General features: G+C 44.5%; 14 protein-coding genes and 1 tRNA gene. All 15 read left to right on the top strand.

The genetic code is table 11. The annotated features are described in order from the left end of the window. Positions 1-72 precede the first annotated feature (72 nt). The 15 genes from ychF to glk all read left to right on the top strand — a co-directional run bounded on the left by ychF (position 73) and on the right by glk (position 21144). A complete protein-coding gene (ychF, locus tag HUX64_RS08195) occupies positions 73-1164 on the top strand; it encodes a redox-regulated ATPase YchF (protein ID WP_174625746.1) in 1092 nt (363 codons plus the stop codon). Positions 1165-1216: 52 nt separating this feature from the next. Further along, positions 1217-1294 (top strand) — tRNA-Met (locus HUX64_RS08190). A 369-nt stretch (positions 1295-1663) separates the two neighbouring features. Beyond that, entirely contained in the window at positions 1664-3736 is a 2073-nt protein-coding gene (locus HUX64_RS08185; RefSeq protein WP_174625745.1) for a type I restriction-modification system subunit M, read from the top strand. After that, positions 3733-4809, top strand: coding sequence for a restriction endonuclease subunit S (locus tag HUX64_RS08180; RefSeq protein WP_174625744.1), 1077 nt, complete (start codon positions 3733-3735; stop codon positions 4807-4809). Before HUX64_RS08185 ends, HUX64_RS08180 begins: the two co-directional genes overlap by 4 nt. A gap of 99 nt (positions 4810-4908) precedes the next feature. Continuing rightward, entirely contained in the window at positions 4909-5130 is a 222-nt protein-coding gene (locus HUX64_RS08175; RefSeq protein ID WP_174625743.1) for a CopG family transcriptional regulator, read from the top strand. A 94-nt stretch (positions 5131-5224) separates the two neighbouring features. Beyond that, positions 5225-5449, top strand: a complete 225-nt coding sequence (locus HUX64_RS08170) for a DUF433 domain-containing protein (RefSeq protein ID WP_174625742.1) — start codon at positions 5225-5227, stop codon at positions 5447-5449. A gap of 1 nt (position 5450) precedes the next feature. After that, entirely contained in the window at positions 5451-5780 is a 330-nt protein-coding gene (locus HUX64_RS08165; RefSeq protein ID WP_246246966.1) for a DUF5615 family PIN-like protein, read from the top strand. A 97-nt stretch (positions 5781-5877) separates the two neighbouring features. Next, complete coding sequence (locus HUX64_RS08160; protein WP_174625740.1) at positions 5878-9093, top strand: type I restriction endonuclease subunit R; 3216 nt, start codon at positions 5878-5880, stop codon at positions 9091-9093. Positions 9094-9131: 38 nt separating this feature from the next. Continuing rightward, positions 9132-9395, top strand: a complete 264-nt coding sequence (locus tag HUX64_RS08155) for a hypothetical protein (protein ID WP_217426471.1) — start codon at positions 9132-9134, stop codon at positions 9393-9395. A 728-nt stretch (positions 9396-10123) separates the two neighbouring features. Further along, positions 10124-12208, top strand: a complete 2085-nt coding sequence (gene fusA, locus HUX64_RS08150; protein ID WP_174625738.1) for an elongation factor G — start codon at positions 10124-10126, stop codon at positions 12206-12208. 387 nt (positions 12209-12595) lie between these two features. Further along, complete coding sequence (locus HUX64_RS08145) at positions 12596-13768, top strand: EAL domain-containing protein (protein WP_174625737.1); 1173 nt, start codon at positions 12596-12598, stop codon at positions 13766-13768. Between the two features lie 703 nt (positions 13769-14471). Then, on the top strand, positions 14472-15923 hold the full coding sequence (locus tag HUX64_RS08140) for a circularly permuted type 2 ATP-grasp protein (RefSeq protein ID WP_174625736.1): 1452 nt from the start codon (positions 14472-14474) through the stop codon (positions 15921-15923). Continuing rightward, positions 15923-16870, top strand: a complete 948-nt coding sequence (locus HUX64_RS08135) for an alpha-E domain-containing protein (protein WP_174625735.1) — start codon at positions 15923-15925, stop codon at positions 16868-16870. Before HUX64_RS08140 ends, HUX64_RS08135 begins: the two co-directional genes overlap by 1 nt. A gap of 70 nt (positions 16871-16940) precedes the next feature. Then, positions 16941-20183 (top strand): glycoside hydrolase family 15 protein, encoded by a 3243-nt coding sequence (locus HUX64_RS08130; RefSeq protein ID WP_174625734.1) that lies wholly within the window; start codon positions 16941-16943, stop codon positions 20181-20183. Next, positions 20167-21144: a glucokinase gene (gene glk / locus HUX64_RS08125; protein WP_174625733.1), complete on the top strand. Its 978-nt coding sequence runs from the start codon at positions 20167-20169 to the stop codon at positions 21142-21144. The genes HUX64_RS08130 and glk overlap by 17 nt, the downstream gene beginning before the upstream one ends. Positions 21145-21197 lie beyond the last annotated feature (53 nt).

Here is a 21197-nt window from a genome sequence, read left to right as displayed (position 1 = left end):
AGCTTGTATAATCCCTTTCTTATTTCGGCCGGCAGGCTGAACCTTTTACCTTGAAATTTTCAAAAGAACACTATGGCCCTGTATTGTGGAATCGTTGGTTTACCCAATGTTGGAAAATCAACCCTGTTTAACGCCTTAACCCGTGCGAAAATTGCCGCCGAAAATTATCCGTTCTGCACTATAGATCCGAATGTCGGCGTAGTCCCTGTCCCTGACATTCGCTTGGAAAAGCTGGCTGAAATTGTAAAACCTGAACGCGTCTTGCCAACGACAATAGAATTTGTCGATATAGCCGGCCTTGTCGCCGGCGCCTCAAAAGGCGAAGGATTGGGCAATCAGTTTCTGGGCAATATACGGGAAACCGATGCGATAGCTCATGTTGTGCGTTGCTTTCAGGATGATAACGTCATTCACGTCGCCGGGAAAATCGATCCTGTATCGGATATTGAAGTCATCAATACTGAATTGGCGCTTGCCGATATGGCTTCTGTTGAAAAAGCCTTAATGAGAGCGGCAAAGGCATCCAAATCCGGCAATAAAGAGGAATTGGCGAAAAAACAGCTGCTGGAAAAAGTTTTCCAGCAGCTTGATAAAGGCGAGCCGGTGCGGGCACTGGCTTTGACAGACGATGAAAAAGCCTTGATTAAGGAGCTTTGCCTGTTAACGATCAAGCCGACCATGTACATTGCCAATGTTCAGGATGACGGTTTTGACAATAATCCCTTGCTCGATAAAGTACAGGCGCTTGCCGATAAGGAAGGGGCAATTGTGGTGCCTATATGCGCGGCAATAGAAGCTGAAATAGCCCAGTTGGAAGACGATGAAAAAAAGGAGTTTCTTGATGACCTTGGGCTGGAGGAGCCCGGACTTAATCGCGTAGTAAGGGCAGGTTACACCTTATTGAATCTGGCCACCTATTTTACCGCCGGCGTAAAGGAAGTCAGAGCCTGGACTATTCCCCTTGGCGCTACCGCTCCCGAGGCTGCCGGCGTTATTCATACCGATTTTGAAAGAGGATTTATTCGCGCTGAAGTCATTTCATACCAGGATTTTATTGCCCATAAAGGCGAGCAGGGCGCCAAGGATGCCGGAAAATGGCGGCTGGAAGGCAAGGATTACATAGTCAAGGACGGCGATGTCATGCATTTTAGATTCAACGTTTGACAAAGCGGGGGGCCGGTACTTATAATTCCTGCTCTTCAAAGAACTGCCTAAAGGCGATGTAGCTCAGTCCGGTTAGAGCGTGGGATTCATAACCCCAAGGTCGGTGGTTCGATCCCACCCATCGCCACCAAATAAATCAAGCACTTACGAGAAATTGAAGTGCTTTTTTTATGCCTGAGGGACACTGGCGGGACACTTCAAAATAACTCATCACAACAAATCGCAACAAAAATCCAAAAATTATTCAGCGCCTTACTACAATTTTTATTGTAATAATCGGACTTTTAAACGTTAGGGAATAAATGTCAGAAGAGCAACGCCGACAATTACTGCAACCGCTTTCGAATATAGCCGACACTTTGCGCATCAAGATGGGGCTAACGCATTATTCGTTTAAATGCCACACAGTTAAAAGCGTTCTTTTGATATAAAAGCTTTGGTTTTCAATTTCACCAGCAGCTCATTGAATAAAACAATTACACCAGGACATTAGACATACATGCAAGGAATACAACTTAGAAAATTAGAAGCTGAACTTTGGAGAGCAGCAGACCAGTTACGGGCAAACAGTAAACTGACTGCATCAGAATACTCAATGCCGGTGCTGGGCTTGATATTTTTACGACACGCTTACAATCGCTTTCAGAAAGTAAAAGCCGAAGTTGAACTTACCTTGCCTTCTCACCCGCAACGAGGCAGACGGGCGTTGACCAAAAAGGATTTTGAAGAACAGAACGCCATGTTCCTGCCCGATGAAGCACAGTTTGATTATTCGGCGGCATTGCCGGAAAGCGCCGACATAGGCGAAGCCATTGATAACGCAATGAAACTTATTGAGGACGAGTACGATAACCTCAAAGGGGTATTGCCGAAAAACTTTTCCATTTTCAGTAAAGACTTGTTGCGGGAATTACTGCGTATTTTCAATAAAGAAGTGCTGCAAAAAGCCGAAGGCGATTTGTTCGGCAAGATTTACGAATACTTTCTTGGCAAATTTGCCATGACCGGCGCCCAGGAAGGCGGCGAATTTTTTACGCCGATGAGCCTGGTGCAAACCATCGTCAATGTGATTGAACCTGACCATGGCATTGTCTTTGACCCTGCCTGCGGCAGTGCCGGAATGTTTGTGCAAACCGGTTATTTTATAGAAAGCGAAGGCTTGAAGCCTGCCGAGAAAGTGACTTTTTACGGACAAGAAAAAGCAGAGATCAATACCAGGTTAGCCAAAATGAACCTCGCCGTTCACGGATTGGAAGGCAATATAAAAGAAGGCAACACTTTTTACGAAGACAAACATAACCTTGTCGGCGGCGCTGATTTTGTCATGGCGAATCCGCCCTTTAATGTCGACGGCGTGGACAAAGCGAAAGATGCTGTAAAAAAAGACCCTCGTTTGATGCTTGACGGCAAAGTCAACCTTCCGAAAAACGACAACGCCAATTATTTATGGATACAGTATTTCTACAATTACCTGAAACCAAGCGGTAGAGCAGGTTTTGTCATGGCTTCGTCTGCCAGCGATGCCGGACACAGCGAAAAAGACATTCGGGAAAAACTGGTAAAAACAGGCTCGGTTGATGTCATGATGGCGATTGGCAACAACTTTTTCTATACCCGTTCATTGCCTTGCACTTTATGGTTTTTTGATCGCGCCAAGGAACAGGACGCAAGCCAAAGCGATAAGGTTTTGATGCTGGATGCCCGAAAAATTTACCGCAAGGTGACCAGCAAGGTGAACGACTTTAGCCCCGAACAATTGCAAAACCTGATTTGCATCGTCAATCTGTATAGAGGCAATACCGCAAAGTTTGCAGCCGCTGTAAACAGCTATCTGGAAAGGTCGGCCGCCTTAGCCAAAGAAACCGCCGAGGCCGCTGCAGAACTGCAAAAGCTATTTCAGAAAGCGCATAAAACTGTCAGCCATTTTGCCGCTCAGTATGCGCAGGAAAACAAGGCAGCCGTCGTGTTTGCCGATGCCTTGAACATTGAAGAAATCGCCAGTGTTGTCGAGCAGCAAAACACACTGATAGCCGATGCCGGCAATGCAATCGCCCATAGTGAGGGTTTGGAAAGCATTGCCCATTTGTGCAAAGCCTTACGCAAACCCCAAGACAAACTCATTAAGCAATTGCTGGATGTCATAGCCGCTGCCGCCAAGGAATACCAGCTCAACAAAAACAAAGACTGGAAAGACCTTAACCTGAAAAAACAGCTCGACCGACTGAAGGCCCTGCAACAACAACTCAGCGGCAACCCCAATGAAGGCGAACCCGGCCTGCTGCACGAAACCGAATATTTCTTGAAACAAGCCCACTGGCTGCAAAGCCGCTTCCCCGATGGTATTTATAACGATGTGAAAGGCTTATGCAAAGTCGTCAATAAGCAAGAAATTGCAGCCAAAGACTGGAGCCTTAGCCCAGGCAGGTATGTCGGCGTTGATACCGCCGCCGATGATAATTTTGATTACGAAGAGCGGCTTAATGAAATACATATTGAGCTGGAAGGATTGAATGAAGAAGCGATTGCTTTGGCAAATGCTATTGCTGAGAATTTTAAAACGGTTCTGATATGAACTGGGAGAGAGTTGACTTAGGAAATTTTGTAGATTTTTTTAATGGGAAATCAATTAAGCCTCATGGAATTGGGGAATATCCTGCTTTTGGTTCAAATGGCTTAATAGGATACTCAGAAAATTTTCTTTATACCGATGGGATTATTCTTGGAAGAGTTGGAGCTTATTGTGGAGCAGTAGAAATTTCTAAAACAAATTTTTGGGCTTCAGACAATACTATTGTAGTGAAACCTAAATCCAATGCAGATTTAATTTTCCTTTACTATTTATTGAAAAATTTCCCGCTTAATAATTATGCAGGAGGTGCAGCACAACCTCTAATTACTCAAACAGTTTTAAAACCTTTACCATTTCAACTTCCCCCACTCCCCACTCAACGCAAAATCGCCTCCATCTTATCGGCTTATGATGATTTGATAGAAAACAATTTGAAGCGGATAAAGTTGTTGGAGGAGTCGGCGTTTTTGAAGTATTCAGAGATTGTGCGAAGTGAGAAGTTGGAGAAAAATATCTTGTCTAACTTTGGAGAGATTATAACTGGAAAAACTCCATCTACTATTGTCTTAGATTATTTTGGCGATGATGTTCCCTTTATAAAAACTCCAGATATGCACAATCAAATTTTTATTGAGAATACAGTTCAAAACTTAAGTGAATTGGGTGCAAAATCGCAAGAGAAAAAATTTCTACCACCATTGAGTTTATGTGTTAGTTGTATTGGAACTGCTGGTGTTGTAGGAATAACTTCAAGACCAAGCCAAACAAATCAGCAACTCAATTCAATCGTTTTCTTTGAACCGAGAAACGTTTATTACTTTTATGCATTGATGTCGAAAATGAAAGAACAACTTGATGCTTTAGGAAGCAATGGTTCAACTTTCACAAATGTAAATAAGAATAAATTTGAAAATATGGAAGTGCTTGTTCCCAATAAAAAAGTATTAAATGAATTTGCGGGTGAGTTTGAAGCACCTTTCAAAATGATATTAATTTTACAAAAACAAAACACCAAACTCCGAGAAGCGCGGGATATTTTATTGCCCAAGCTAATGAACGGACAAATTGAAGTCTAAAATGGCCAATAAAATCACCTCATATATCCGGTTTGATAATAATGAGAGTTTTATAAAGAAGAAAAGTAATTTTTCTTGTCGATTAATACAGAGGTAAAAATGAAACAACTTATTGTAGAAATAGACGAAACGACTGAAGCCAGAATTATCATAGCCGCCAAAACAGCAGGGCTTTCTGCTCAGCAATGGTTAAAGCGCATTATTGATGAAAAAACCGTCAGCTCATGGCCTGATTCGGTTAAAGCGTTAGCGGGTTCATGGCAAGATGTGCCTTTTGCAGAAGAGTTACGCTCCGGCGAAGGCCGGGAGAAGACCTATTAACAATCTTTTAACCTGACTTTTATCCACATAGTGCGCTAAGGGGTTATGCTAAACTCGCCTTACGCTGTTACTTTTAAAAAAACCATTATTACCCATGAATACATTAAACAGAATCACCATTGATCCGCAAATATGCGGTGGACGCCCCTGTATTCGTAATATGCGGATTAGAGTAAAAGATATACTTGATTTATTGGCGTCGGGCGCCGGCGCCGCAGAAATCCTGGAAGATTATCCCTATCTTGAACCGGAAGATATTACCGCCTCTCTTGCCTATGCTGCACACTCAATTGATCATCCCGTATTAAGCGTTGCCTAGCGTGCGTTTTTTAGTCGATGCGCAATTACCCATTGGTTTAGCTCGTATGTTGCAGCAACAGGGTCACGAATCTTTCCATGTGGACGATTTAAAAATGATGCAGACTCCAGACAGGGAAATTTACGCATGGGCCAAACAAAATCAAAGCGTCATCATTAGTAAAGACGAAGATTTTGTCATTTTACATAACGCTGACGACAATCCTTGCGTACTTTGCTGGATAAGAGTGGGCAATACTCGCCGTAAAGATTTACTGGAGTGGTTTGAACGATTGCTACCGCTTATTGAAGAAAAAATATTGGCCGGAGAACGGCTGCTCGAACTAATCTAGCCAAGTTATTGATTAATCATTTAAAAGTGCCTGATGAGCAAAGTCAATATATTAAAGCAAGCCGCATTGAATCTAAAAATCAGCGTTAGTTAAAATCATGACCAGGGAATATTCAGAAGATAATTTGATTGAGCAAACCGCGATTGATCTGTTTTTTAATCAACTGGGTTGGGATACGCTGCTGGCTTACAACAATGAAGGCTTTGGCGAAGACAGCACGTTAGGCAGACTCAACAAAAAAGAAGTGATTCTTAAAAAAACAGTCCTGGCGAAACTTAAACAGTTTAATCCCGGCTTACCCGACCAGGCCTACAGGCAAGCCTACGACAAACTCATCGAAGAAAGCAGCGCCAAGTCGTTGGCTGAAATCAATTATGAGAAATATCAACTCCTCAGAAACGGCATTGCTGTTGACTTTATCAATGACAAAGGCGAGCCGGTAAAAAACAAAACCCTGAAGATTTTTGACTTTGATAAAGCAGACAATAATAACTTTTTAGCCGTGCGCCAGCTTTGGCTGCAAGGCAAAAGCAATCGGGAACGCCGTCCCGATATTATCGGTTTTGTAAACGGTGTTCCTCTGCTGTTTATTGAGCTGAAAGCCGCCCACCGCAAATTGGAAAACGCCTATAACGATAATTTCACCGATTACAAAGACGTTATCCCGAAGCTGTTTTATTACAACGCTTTTGTGTTATTAAGCAACGGCATTGAAAGCCGCATTGGCAGCGTGACCGGCCAGTATCAGCACTTTCATGAATGGAAACGCATCACAGAAGAAGACGACGGCATTGTTGCTCTGGATAGAATTATTGTAGGCGTTTGTGAAAAGAACCGTTTTTTAGATTTGTTTGAAAACTTCATTCTGTTTGATAACTCCCTGGGCAAAGTCGTAAAACTGATTGCCCGAAACCATCAATTCATTGGCGTAAACAAAGCCATTGAAAATATCCGCCACAAAGATCAATTGTATAAGCTGGGCAAAATCAGCCTGGAAGAAAAGCAAAAGCTTGGGGTGTTTTGGCATACCCAAGGCAGCGGAAAGTCGTATTCCATGGTGTTCTTTTGCCAAAAGATTCACCACAAGTTTACAGGCAGCTATACGTTTTTAGTCGTTACCGACCGCAACGAATTAGACACGCAGATTTATGGCGCGTTTAGCGGCGTAGGCGCTGTGCCGCAAGTAAAAGCCGGAGCAAAAAAGTCTTTGAAAGCCAATAGCGGCAAACATTTAAAGGAGTTGTTGAGTGCGGAACACCGGTATTTGTTTACACTCATTCATAAATTCAATTTTGCAGACGTCATTACACCGCGTGAAAACATCATCGTTATTTCAGATGAAGCCCACCGGACTCAAGGCGGTAGTTTGGCGATGAATTTACGCAATGCCTTGCCCCATGCTTCTTTTATAGGGTTTACAGGAACACCGCTGTTTAAAGATGATGAAATCACCAAACGGATTTTCGGTGATTATGTCTCCCGTTACGACTTTAAACGCAGCGTTGATGACGGCGCAACGGTGCCGCTTTATTACGAAAACCGAGGCGAATATCTGGGCTTAAAAAACCCCGTTATCAATGAACAGATAAGAGCCATTATTGATGCTGAAAGTGAAGATTTGGATACCGACCAACGCAGCAAGGTTGAACAGCTTTTCGCAAGGGAATATCCAATACTGACTGCCAGGAAAAGATTAGACGCCATTGCCAAAGATGCCGTTTGGCATTTCTGCAATCGCGGCTACAAAGGCAAAGGCATGTTTATCGCCCTGGATAAGCTCACCGCCGTCAAAATGTATGATTTGATCTCCCATCATAAGAAGCTGACGGTTGAGCATTTAGAAAAAGACATTGCGAAAGGAAAATTCGGCGACCAGGAATTATTGGAAAAAAGCCGGGAACTGCAATGGATAAAGGAAACAGAAATCTGTGTAGTGGTCAGTTCGGAGCAAAATGAAATCCAGAAGTTTCAGAAATGGGCTTTAGACATTGAGCCGCACCGGGAAAAAATGAACAACCAAGACCTTGAAACACGGTTTAAGGATGAAGATGACCCTTTCCGTTTTGTCATTGTTTGCGCCATGTGGATTACCGGATTTGATGTGCCTTCACTTTCAACTATGTATATAGACAAGCCTTTGAAATCCCATACGCTTATGCAAGCCATTGCCAGAGCAAACCGTATTAGTGAAGGCAAAAATAATGGCTTGATAGTTGATTATATTGAAACGTACACCGCATTATTAGAGGCTTTGGCAATTTATGGGACGGGTGGAAACGGAGGCGATAAGCCTGAACCCCCCGTAAAACCCAAGGAAGAACTGATTAGCCTGTTAGAAGAAACTTTGGAGGCTACTGAAATATTTTTGCAAGACGAAGTAAATTTCGATTTGCAGGAATTAATCAAAGCTGAGGGCTTGCATAAATTATCGGCAATGGAAAAAGCGATAAATGCAGTTTACACCAATGACGAAACCAGGCGGAAGTATCAAATTTTAGCCAGGGAGGTTTTCAAAAAATTCAAAGCCTTACAGCCAGACAAAGCATTAAGGCAATATGAGGCGAGAAAAAATGCGATTGATGTCATTTACACAGCCATTGAAGATAAAGTAGAAAGTGCTGATGTGGCGGACATCATGATGAAAATCCAGAGCGTGGTTGACGGCTCCATTGAAAATACGGTTTCTGAACCGAGCCACAATGCAGGCAAGGCCATTGATTTAAGCGGGCTAAACTTTGAGCTGCTTGTGCAGTATTTTATGAAGACCCAAAATAAGAATGCTGCCGTACAGTCACTGAAAGATAAAGTTGAAAAGCGACTCAAACAAATGGTTGAACGCAATCCCTTAACCGTTGATTTTTACAAACGCTATCAGGAAATCATTGAGGAATACAATCGGGGCAAAGACGAAGTGACCATTAAAGAGACTTTCAGAAAATTACTTGAACTGGTTAATTCCCTTACACAAGAAGAAGCCGACACCAAACGAGAAGGACTTACAGACGAGCAGAAAGCAATCTTTGACATTTTAAGGCAAGGTAAAGTACTGGAAGAAAAAGAGAAGAATGAGATAAAGAAAATAGCGGTTGAGTTACTTCAAGAACTGAAAGAAGAAAAATTAAAAGTTCAGCATTGGGCAGAAAAGACATTAACGGCAGCAGCGGTTTTTAATTATGTTGATAAGACGCTCTTTGAAGATTTGCCTTACCCGACTTATCAAAAAGCCGACATTGATTTAAAGACGAACATGGTATATGAGCATTTAAAACATCAATATTATGGTGGAGGAATGAGTGTTTACGGCCGGTATTAGCCAATTCGTTGTGTAAACACAATTAGAAACAGCACAAATTGAACCTCGCAAGTTTGAATAAAGTCCAGCTCAGCCAATGCCTTCAAAATACCGAAAGTTCGGTGTTTTTCGGCCTTGCCCGGTACCTTGCCAACCGCTTACCCCGCGAGCAAGAGATTGTTAGCGCACTCAGCTTTAAACCGAAAATGCTGCAACGTAAGTCAATTATTGAACGGGTGGCCGATAAGATTAAGGCGTTTATTGAGGGGAAGTGTTTGATGAATGCTGTGCCCTGGAACACTTTTACCAGTGAAAACAGATAAATTTAAAACATTCACCTTCAAACAACAATTCCTTTGTCGGGCTAAAAAATAGCCATTTAAGCGGTTTTTGTTTTCAACTGCCCCTTGAGTGTTCCATATCAGAATCTTTATAAATAAAAAATAAATAAATACAATAACTTAATATTATAATTATTGGGGTTATATATCCCAAGGTCGGTGGTTCGCTCCCACCCATCGCCACCATAAAAATCAAGCACTTGGCTTGAATCAAAATAAAATTCCAGGGCTTTTGTGACACTGACGTGTCACTGGGTTTTGGCCGGCTTGTTGCAGGGCTTGTCGGTCAATCCGCAAATTAAGTTCGTAGCATCAGTTGGATTTAAACCAAATCTATATACATATCAGGTCAAATTCAGAATTTTATATGGTTTTAATTTCTCTCTTTCCTTTAATTTCAGCATTTTTAAGTTATTCCATAGAAATTAATCAACTTCCTGTATTTTTTACCCGTTTATGAGGTAAAATGGCGGGTTAAAGCTGGAGAAGTGAGAAGCGATGGTATTTTAAACGTACTTTGGCTCGCTTGGCTTTGAGCTACCTGCCTATCCCGACGTAGTTCATTCAAACCGATGGCTTATCAGCTCCTGCGGTCTTAGATGGGTGACTGCGGCTGGTTGTCTGTAGCCCTGTGCCCCGGCGAACCATGCCTGAGTTTCTCAGACATGGTTACCTGAAAAGTTTTTTATGCCTAACTTTAGAGTACAAACATGACAGATTTAACCCTTTACAGAAACATCGGTATATTTGCCCACGTTGATGCCGGCAAAACCACGACTACCGAGCGGATATTAAAACTTACCGGTAAAATTCATAAAATTGGCGAAGTACATGACGGCGCGGCGACGACTGACTTCATGGAACAGGAGCAGGAGCGCGGCATTACCATTCAATCGGCTGCAACCACCTGTTTCTGGAAAAACTATCGTTTTAATATTATTGATACGCCCGGACACGTTGATTTTACCATCGAAGTTTATCGTTCGCTTAAAGTTCTTGACGGCGGCATCGGCGTTTTCTGCGGTTCAGGCGGCGTTGAGCCCCAATCAGAAACCAACTGGCGCTACGCCAACGATTCTGAAGTTGCCAGGGTTATCTATGTTAACAAACTGGATCGCGTCGGCGCCGATTTTTATCGCGTCGTGAAACAGGTTGAAGAGGTGCTGGGCGCCAAACCGCTGGTGATGACGCTGCCCATTGGTACTGAAGACCGCTTCTCCGGCGTCGTTGATATACTGACCCGCAAAGCCTGGATATGGGATGATTCCGGCGATCCGATGAATTATAAAATAGAAGACGTGCCCGCCGATATGGCGGCGGATGTGGAAAAATGGCGCGAAAAACTAATTGATGAAGTCGCTGATCAATATGACGATGTCATGGAAAAATACCTTGACGGCGAAGAGCCCGATATTGACACCCTCAAGCGCTGCATACGCAAGGGTACGATTAATCTGAATTTCTTCCCGACTTACTGCGGTTCATCCTTCAAAAACAAGGGCGTGCAACTGGTGCTTGATGGCGTGGTGGATTATTTGCCTAACCCTACGGAAGTCAAACCGCAGCCGGAAGTTGATCTGGAAGGCCATCCAACAGGTAAGTTCGCTATAGTCGATGCGGATAAACCGCTACGCGCTCTGGCCTTTAAAATTATGGACGACCGCTTTGGCGCCCTGACCTTCTTGCGCCTTTATTCCGGCAAGCTGGAAAAAGGCACATCAGTATTGAATACCTTTACCGGCAAGACCGAGCGTATCGGCCGTATTGTGGAAATGCATGCCGATGCCCGTAATGAACTGGATTCTGCACAGGCAGGTGATATCGTGGCGGTTCTCGGCATGAAGAATGTACAGACTGGTCATACGCTGTGCGATCCAAAATTCCCCGCTACCCTGGAACCGATGGTATTCCCGGATCCGGTTATCTCACTGGCTATTACGCCTAAAGACAAGGGCGCGTCTGAAAAAATGGGCATCGCCCTGGGTAAAATGATCCAGGAAGATCCTTCCTTCCATGTTGAAACCGATGAAGACAGCGGTGAAACCATTCTTAAGGGCATGGGCGAGCTGCATCTTGACATTAAGGTTGATATTCTCAGACGTACGCATGGCGTTGATGTAATTGTGGGCAAGCCGCAGGTTGCCTACCGTGAAACCATCACCCAACGCGTTGAAGACGAATATACCCACAAGAAGCAATCAGGCGGTTCAGGCCAATACGGTAAAATCAACTATATTATCGAGCCCGGCGAACCCGGCAGCGGCTTTGCCTTTGAATCGGCGGTCACCGGGGGTAATGTGCCCAGGGAATACTGGCCTGCGGTCGAAAAAGGTTTCAGAAGCATGCTGGATAAAGGCGTTTTGGCCGGCTTCCCGTGTCTGGACTTTAAAGTCATTCTGACAGACGGCGCTTTCCACGCAGTTGACTCATCCGCTATCGCTTTCGAAATTGCTGCAAAAGCGGCGTTCCGCCAGTCGATCCCAAAGGCAGGCCCGCAATTGATTGAACCGATCATGAAGGTTGACACTTTTACTCCGGAAGCCCATGTCGGCGATGTGATCGGCGATCTTAACCGGCGTCGCGGCCTGATTAAATCCCAGGAGCCAGGTGTTACCGGCGTTCGTGTCAAGGCAGATGTTCCGTTGAGCGAAATGTTCGGCTACATTGGCGACCTGCGCACCATGACCTCAGGTCGCGGCCAGTTCTCCATGGAATTTTCGCACTATTTGCCATGCCCGAAAAATGTAGCTGAAGAAGTCATCAAGGAAGTGACGGAACGCAATAAAAAGAAGTAATTTGAATGTATGCCGGGCCGAACTTTTTGCCCGGCATACATTTCCATTAGCGCCAAAATTTTCATATTCCTCAAACAGGCAATTAGCCAGAAAAGGGCTTTTACTCCAGGTTCCCCCCATTTATAAATTGCTGACGGCTAACCGGCAATACTCAGAAGACGCCCTTTTATGGGGCGAAAGCTGCCAAGTTGGCCCAATCCACCGGTTTGACTCTAAGAGCGCGAACCGCTAGACCTGAAGGCGAGCTTTTTAGATAAAGCTTTTATCTTTAGAGAAAATAGTCCTTAGCCTGGACTTTCAAAAACAGGCAAAGCAGCGCTGTCTTGCTCTCCCGTCAATGGCAAAAATATTGCATGTATATCAGAACCCCTTCAATAACATTCTGATATGAACCCGGAAAAAAAACTGTTTCCTTATTTTCAGCCCATAGTTTGCGTTGCCAGCGGCTATGTTATCGGCTATGAAGCGTTAGCCCGGCAATATAATGAAATGGGCCAGATTATCTCTGCCGGCAAATTATTTTCTTCCCGAGAGCTTCCTGCTGAACAATTGATTGAATGGGACCGCATTATCCGGCGTCAGGCGCTGCAGCGATTCAGCCGGTTAAATTACAGCGGTTATTTAAACCTTAATATATCGGCGGCATGGATTGACTATGTTTCGGATATCAATTCATTGCCAACCATACGAATGATCGATGAGCTTAACATCGATAGAGACCGCATTATCATTGAAATAACTGAATCAAAAGGCGATCTGGACAAGCTGACGAAAGTGGTCCGGATATACCGGAAACATGGCTTGAAAGTAGCCATTGATGATTTTGGCGCGGGCTTTTCACAGCTGGAAAGAGTCATGGCCATACGTCCGGACATCATCAAGCTGGATATGCAGTTATTTCAAAAGGCAACCGAAGGCGGCATTGCCAGTGATATAGTGCATCTATTAACCCGTTTGGGCAAACGCACCGGCTGTCGTGTTGTTTGTGAAGGGGTGGAAACAGATAATGAATTTCTTTTTGGATTAAACTGCGGAGCCCAGTATATGCAAGGCTACCTGTTTGCGCCGGCCGAAGCCGACTTCAAGGATTCAACATATTATCGAGGGCGTATTAACCTATTAAGAAATAGATTTCTGCAAAAAACCCTGCTTAAGGAACGCGATAAAATTCAATATATCGGCAAAGTTAAGGGCTTGATTGGACTGCTACAGAAAGCCCTCGAAACGGACTTCAATTTAAATGAACTGTCTGCTCATCCCTTTGAAAAAAGCGGGGTGCTAAGATTTTACTTATGCAACAACAAGGGCGAACAAATTTCCTCAAACTTTAATTTTGCCGGCGGGGAATGGTTCGAAGAACCCAGGACAATCGGTTTTAACTGGTCATGGCGGCCTTATTTTTACCAACTGCTGGCGCTTGAAGATACCCAGGATTGCTATCGCCTCGTGACTTCTGAACGCTATAGGGACTTTAACACGGATCTGCTTTGCAAAACGCTGGCGCTCAGACTCGACGGCGAACGTATCTTGCTGATTGATATCATGGCGGAATGGACTTAGCTCAGCTTAAGGTTAATTTGCCGTATGGCGAGAATATCGAATGGGAAGAATTTTTGCGCTTTTTATTCATGTTTAGGCAATCATGGCATTAAATATAAGGGTGATAGAAAATATGAATATTTTTCTGATTTAGTTAGCTGATTCTTGATAAATAATAAAAATATTACTATTAAAAACTATCTGGTTCTCCCTGCTTTATCCGTTTTATTTTTGACACATCCAAGCTTGCTTTTGGGAGTTATCACCACATTGCAGCGCTGCAATGCCTTATCTTCCTTCTGTTGCCGCTTTCCGTATCTAAAATTAATTTAGGGACTTTCTACTAAGGTCTTAATAGTGAGCATAATGAGCAGGAAATAATTATATAATTAAATCAATTTAATTACCCTGACCTAAATAACTTCAGAAATTAGCGCTTCCTTTTTGCACCAATTTAATGCGTGACACCCCAAAATAGGGCATTTCCAATAAATTATATTCACTTGGTAATTTCGCTGGAAAGATTACATAGTGCTATTTCCTAATGGCCGGGTACAAAAATAATTTTATGAAAATTTTAAACACCCCCCGTCTTTTCTACATTAGATAAAGCGGGTTATGTTATTTTATAAAATAGAAACGAAGTATTCTATTAAAGAAAATTTCTCAAGAATGGCATTATTTATGCTGGTGCATTATAAATTTAATATAAAACCGAAATGCTATGAAATCAATCTGGGAAAAATATAAAACAGAGGGCGCGTACGATGAGCTCATGCACTCAGAATTTCAACCGCGCCGGGTTAGTCACGGCTTGTGCCAGTATTTAAATTCCCTTAATAAGAATGATATAGATAAGCGTAAAATCGCGGCTGAGCTGGCAATTATGGAAATGGGCATCAGCTTCACTATTTATAGTGATGAAGGCAATATAGATAGAGCCTGGCCTTTCGACATCATTCCGCGCATTATTGACGCTAGAGAATGGCGGGTCATAGAGAAAGGGCTAAAACAGCGGTTAACCGCTTTAAACTGTTTTATCAATGATGTGTATGGCGAACAAGCCTTTATCAAGGAAGGCAAGATTCCGGGCGAGATCATTAACAGCTCGAAAAACTTTCGCAAGGAATGCGTGGGCATGAAGCCACGCCATAATGCCTGGGCCAACATTTGCGGCACGGATCTGGTGCGCGATGTAGACGGTGTCATGTATGTTTTGGAAGACAACCTGCGCGTGCCTTCGGGCGTTTCCTATATGCTTGAAAACCGGGTTATTACCAAGCGGGTTTTTCCGGAACTGCTGCAGGACACCGATATTCTGCCCATTGATGATTACCCCACTCAACTGCATGACATGCTCTCATCAATAGCCTATAACCAGAACCATAATCCGCATGTTGTTGTGCTAACACCCGGCATCTACAATTCCGCTTATTTTGAGCACGCCTATTTGGCTCAGCAAATGGGCGCTCAACTTGTCGAAGGCAGCGACCTCATAGTCAATGACGATGACCGCGTCTATATGCGCACGATTGAAGGGCTGGAGCAGGTTGATGTTATTTACCGGCGCATAGACGATGATTTTCTTGATCCGGAGGTATTTCGTAAAGATTCTGCATTGGGAGTGCGCGGTTTGATGCGCGCATGGAAAGCTGGCAATGTCGCCCTGGCTAATGCGCCGGGCGCAGGCGTGGCAGATGATAAAGTCGTGTATGCCTATGTACCGGAAATGATCCGCTACTATTTGAATGAAGAGCCGATTATTCCAAATGTGCCGACATACTTGTGCAGTAATGAAGACCATCTCGCCTATGTTCTTGAACATATCGCCGAACTGGTCATTAAACCGGCGAATGAGTCGGGCGGTTACGGAATGCTGGTAGGGCCTCATGCGTTGGCAAAGGAAATAGCGGCGTTCCGCAAGGTCATTCAAGCAAATCCCCGCAATTATATCGCTCAGCCGACCTTGGCAATTTCGACTTCTCCCACCTTGTGCAAAGGCCGGCTGGAGCCCCGGCATATAGACCTGCGGCCCTTCATTTTGCAAGGCGCTAATACCTTTGTGACCGCCGGCGGCTTAACCCGCGTGGCGCTGAAAAAAGGTTCATTAGTCGTTAATTCATCACAGGGCGGCGGCAGTAAGGATACCTGGATTATTAATATGGAGAACGCTTGATGTTATCGCGTTCTGCGGAACGCCTGTATTGGTTGGCGCGCTATCTGGAACGTACTGAAAACATCGCCAGACTGGTCAGTGTGCACATGAATTTACTTTTGGACCTACCCAGAGGTGTTGAAATGGGCTGGCAGCAACTGATCCGCATTAATGCTTCGGAAAGAGATTTTAATGAAAGAAATAAACTTGTAAACGAGCGCAATGTAACGCGTTTTCTGCTAACCGATTTAAGCTATCCGGGCTCACTAATCTCATCATTAAGCTCCGCCAGAGAAAATATTCGCACATCGCGGGAACTATTGCCCGATGAAGCCTGGGAGCAGGTCAACGAAATGTACCTGTTCGCCAAAAATAATCTCGATGCCATCGCCAGCCGCCACAGCAGGGTCTTGTTTGTAAATGAGATTTTAAAAGGCTGTCAGCGTTTCACCGGCTTATTATCAGGGTATATGAGCCATAATCATCCCTACCGGTTTATCCGGCTGGGAAGAAACCTTGAACGTGCCGATATGACCAGTCGGATTCTTGATTTGGCTTCCTTACTGCTAGCAGAATCGCGCAGCGCTGAAATGCGTCAGTACGAGACCATTTTATGGATGAATATTCTAAAATCCCTGAATGCCTTGTTAATGTATCGACTGCATTTTCGAAGCCGTGTTAATGGCGATGATGTCCTGAATTTTCTTCTCCTTGATACCAACCTGCCGCGTTCGGTAGCATGTTGTATTGTTGAAATAGCAGATTGTATTAACAGACTGCCCAACCATGATCTTTTGCCGGAAAAACTTATGGAACTGAAAACGTATGTACAGGCAATAGATACCCGGCGGGCTACGCAACTGCAATTACGAGCCATACTCGATGATTTACAAAATAAATTGGGCGAGCTGCATATTCAGATTACCGCCAACTGGTTTTTAAGTGCAGTGGCCGAGGAACCAGTATAGACTCAAGTTAATTAGCCAGGGTATTTTAACTAGAGCCAATAAATCCCTAACACCTAAACTTTGCCTGAATATGAAACTGAACAGCCCACATGACAAGCTGGAAAATTATTACCGGCAGGTGCAGGAAATCATTCTCAACAGACAGGATTGGGTAAGCGGTTTGCTTCCCGCGAGTACAGCTGTCAACGTGCATGGCAATTATAACGATGCCTGGGTAAGGGATAATGTCTACAGCATTCTGGCGGCGTGGGGTTTAGCCCTGGCTTATCGACGCGACGGCGAGGCGAACGGACGAACTTATCTTCTGGAGCAAAGCGTTGTTAAATTGATGCGCGGCCTGCTGACAGCTATGATGCGGCAGGCGCCTAAAGTTGAAAAATTCAAGCATACCCAGAATCCGCTGGACGCCTTGCATGCAAAATACGATACAAAATCGGGAGCTTGCGTCGTTGGCGATCAGGAGTGGGGGCACTTGCAACTCGACGCAACCTCTTTATTTCTGCTGATGCTGGCGCAAATGATCGCCTCGGGTCTGCGTATTGTCTTTACCATTGATGAAGTCAATTTTGTGCAAAATCTGGTGCATTATATCAGTCGTACCTATCGCACCCCTGACTACGGCATCTGGGAGCGCGGCCATAAAACCAATCATGGCATCGCCGAGTTAAACGCCAGTTCGATCGGCATGGCAAAAGCGGCATTGGAAGCCTTGTCCGGTTTTAATTTATTTGGACAGGAAGGCGGTCAAGCGTCTGTTGTCCATGTTATCAGTGATGATGTCGCCAGGACGCGGATTACCCTGGAATCCCTTTTGCCCAGAGAATCCATTTCCAAAGAGACGGATTCAGCCCTTTTGAGCATCACCGGATTTCCCGCTTTCGCGGTTGATAATCAGGCCATTCGGGCAGAAACAGAAGCGATTATTTGCGAAAAACTGGAAGGCCGGTATGGCTGCAAACGCTTCTTGCTAGACGGTCATCAAACAGCAATAGAAGACCATTATCGCCATTATTACGATCCCTATGAATTAAAACAATTCACCGATATTGAATGTGAATGGCCATTGTTTTTTACCTATTTACTGCTTGCCAATCTGTTCAAAGGCGATAACGAAGCCGCTTTGCACTACCACAGTAAACTGGAAAGCCTAGTCATTGAACAAAATGGTCAGCAATTATTACCGGAACTGTATAGTGTTCCAATAGCTTCGATTGACGCAGAAAAAGCCAGGCCTCATAGCCAGGAACGTGTTCCCAATGACAATATCCCTTTGGTTTGGGCGCAAAGCCTTTTTATATTGGCTAGTCTTATTCAGGATGGTTTGCTGAGTTGTGATGACATAGACCCCTTGGGACGACACAAGATTATCAAGCAAAACCCGGATTGCACACTGCAAGTTTTGTTGCTGGCGCAGGATGAAGCCGTACAATCCAGCCTGAGGGAAGACGGCATTTGCACTCAGATCCTGGCTGAAATAGCCCCTGTTCAAATAAGGGAAGCCAATGAACTCGCCGAGGCCTATACGCATGTAGGCAGAAATGACCGTATCGGCTTGACAGGCCGCCCGTTGCGGCAGCTTAGAACCCTGGCAACCTCCAAGATGTATATACTGGCGGGTGAGCGTCTGCTTTTTTTACCGCAATGTCTCAATCAGAAAGGCTTTTATCTGGCGATGGACAACCGTTTACTGATACAGCGTCTGCGCCTCGAATTTGCATATCTTTACAAACATTGGGATAGGCGGGGTAACCCATTGTTAATCATGACCATAAAACATAATATGCTGGGCAGCCATAATCGGGAAATTCTTATTGAATTTATCAAGGAACTGCAGCAAGGCACCGCTCAAGGTATTTCCTTGCAAGTCGGAAAGCTTGCCGATTTCGAAGCAAGCTCAAGTTATGAAAAAATCAACTATTTGCATGACTTTAAGTTCTCCAAAGCATCCTGGCAAGAAACTCAGCGACCCTGTTTTCAGGCCTTGCCTGTCAGTAATGCCATATCCATACCATTGAGTCCCCGGTTACTGACTGAATGGGAAATCAGTGAAGATGCTCTACTCATTGAGCAACTGAAAAATAATTCCAATCTTTATGCCCAGCTCGAAGCACTAAATCTGCTGAGTAATCGTCATGGTTTGGAGTATGACACCGGTTTAGTAACAGCTGATGGAAAAATCTGCACCGTGCGCGACCTGCTGGAAGAAATTTATGAGCGGGCAGGAGATCAGCATGCCTGGTACATAGTCAGGCGCTGTGCCGGTTTACTGGGCAAATACGATATAAATCTGGAACAGACGGCTAATGAGATACTGATTCGGCAGCATGCCTTGACGGTGGGCCGGGCTTACAGCGGCCGAGCTACCTTAAGGCGTCCGGCTGATTCTTCGGAGATTCTTCAAACCATCCGTACCTACAACAATAACGATGCCAGTGAACGCATCATTATTCAGGAATTGATCATTTACCTGGGCCTGTTAATCAAATCAAAACCCGAACTGTTCGCGGATATGTATACCGTAAGAGTAGGTCACATACTTCAGTTAATCATAGTCAGACAAAAGCGGGAAGCAAGCTGCACGCTGGATCAGGCCTTTACCCTGATTATGTCTTTACCGCCTTATCAATTATCCAAAAAAGTCCAGGAAACCCTGGAAGACTACAGTAATACGGAAAGCCAGCTGGATCTGGCAGAAACACTACACTTTGAAGGCGACTACCAGAAACTGGCGAAAACATGGTCGCCAAAAACCCTGGAGCCCATGGCGAGCGAAGAGACGATGGACTGGTATGAATGGCGCGAGCAAAAAGGCAGTGTGGGCAGAGAAAATACTGCCTTTTTTGCCTGTGTCTGGGATATTCTGCATCACTGCCGGGGATTAACGATAGGTGAAAAACTCGACAGTAACAGACGTCTGGATAGCGAAGCCACGCTTTCTCAAATGACTTCTGGCGAACAAAGCTTCAAATTGCTGGTCAACCACTTGCTCAATAAGATTCAAGCGCCTGTCTATCGACAGTTAACCGTAGAAACTCTAAAAGCAATAGCTTCTATTTTTCGCAGCAGTTCATCATTGCATATAGATGACACATTGGTGACTGATATAATTATTGGTCATGCAGTAAAAATTTGCTGGCTTCAGTCTCATCCGGAATACAGGGAAAATTACGATGAAAATACGGCCCTGGCATGGCAAGCCTTCTATCACCTGCCCCCCTATAATGTGGCCGCCGCTATACTGGATGCCTTATTACATCTGCTTGATAATAACAAACCTCAAAACAAGGAAATAGCCTATGATTCTGGCAGGTGATATAGGAGGAACAAAAACAGTTTTATCTCTGTGGGACAAGGGGGTTGACGGCTCATTTATTTGCACTCGGGAACACTCTTTCGCAAGCCGCGAATATAAGGAATTTGATGAGATATTGGCCATTTTTTTGCCCAGCGGCGCTAGCCTTGATTCAGCCTGTTTTGGCGTTGCCGGGCCGGTCGTAAAACAACGTGTTCAAACGACCAACCTGCCCTGGTTTCTCGATTCTGAAGAGCTCAAAATCAAACTGGGAATAGCCGATAAAGTAAAACTTTTAAATGATCTTGAAGCCATGGCGCTGGGCATGTTGTATTTGTCTGAAAAGGATCTGGTAGAGCTAAATACCAACGCAGAAATTCAGCCAGGAAATATCGCCGTTATCGCTGCCGGCACCGGGCTTGGCGAAGCCATTCTGTATTGGGATGGCGCTAAACATCATCTTATGGCTACTGAAGGGGGCCACTGCGACTTCGCCGCTCAAAATGCCGACCAGGATTTATTAGTGGCCTATCTTAGGAAAAAGTACTCTGATCATATCAGTTATGAACGCATTTTATCCGGCGACGGCTTAGGTCATCTTTATGATTTCCTCTGTGCACATAAATTTGCGCCTGCATGCCTTGCCGTTCCTTCTGTAAATAGCGATATCGATAGAAATGCCGTTATTTCCCGGTTGGGTATTTCCGGGGAAGATCCATTATGCGCCGAAGCAGTAAGAATTTTTGTGGAAATTTACGGGGCTGAAGCGGGCAATTTGGCCTTGAAAGCATTGGCTATCGGCGGGGTGTTTATCGGCGGAGGTATAGCGCCAAAGATCCTGCCGGCAATGGCTGACGGTAAATTTATGCAGGTCTTTAAAGCCAAAGGCCGACTTCTTCCCTTGCTTGATAAAGTCCCGGTTAAACTATGCTTAAACCCCCGCACGCCGTTGATAGGCGCCATAAATTATTTTAATTTATAAAGCTTCTGTTCCAGGAGGCCCAAACCTGAAAATTTTCATGTCCTGAAGACACG

Source organism: Candidatus Methylobacter favarea, from assembly GCF_902806695.1.
Lineage (GTDB): Bacteria > Pseudomonadota > Gammaproteobacteria > Methylococcales > Methylomonadaceae > Methylobacter_B > Methylobacter_B favarea.
This window is presented reverse-complemented; position numbering and strand designations above follow the sequence as displayed.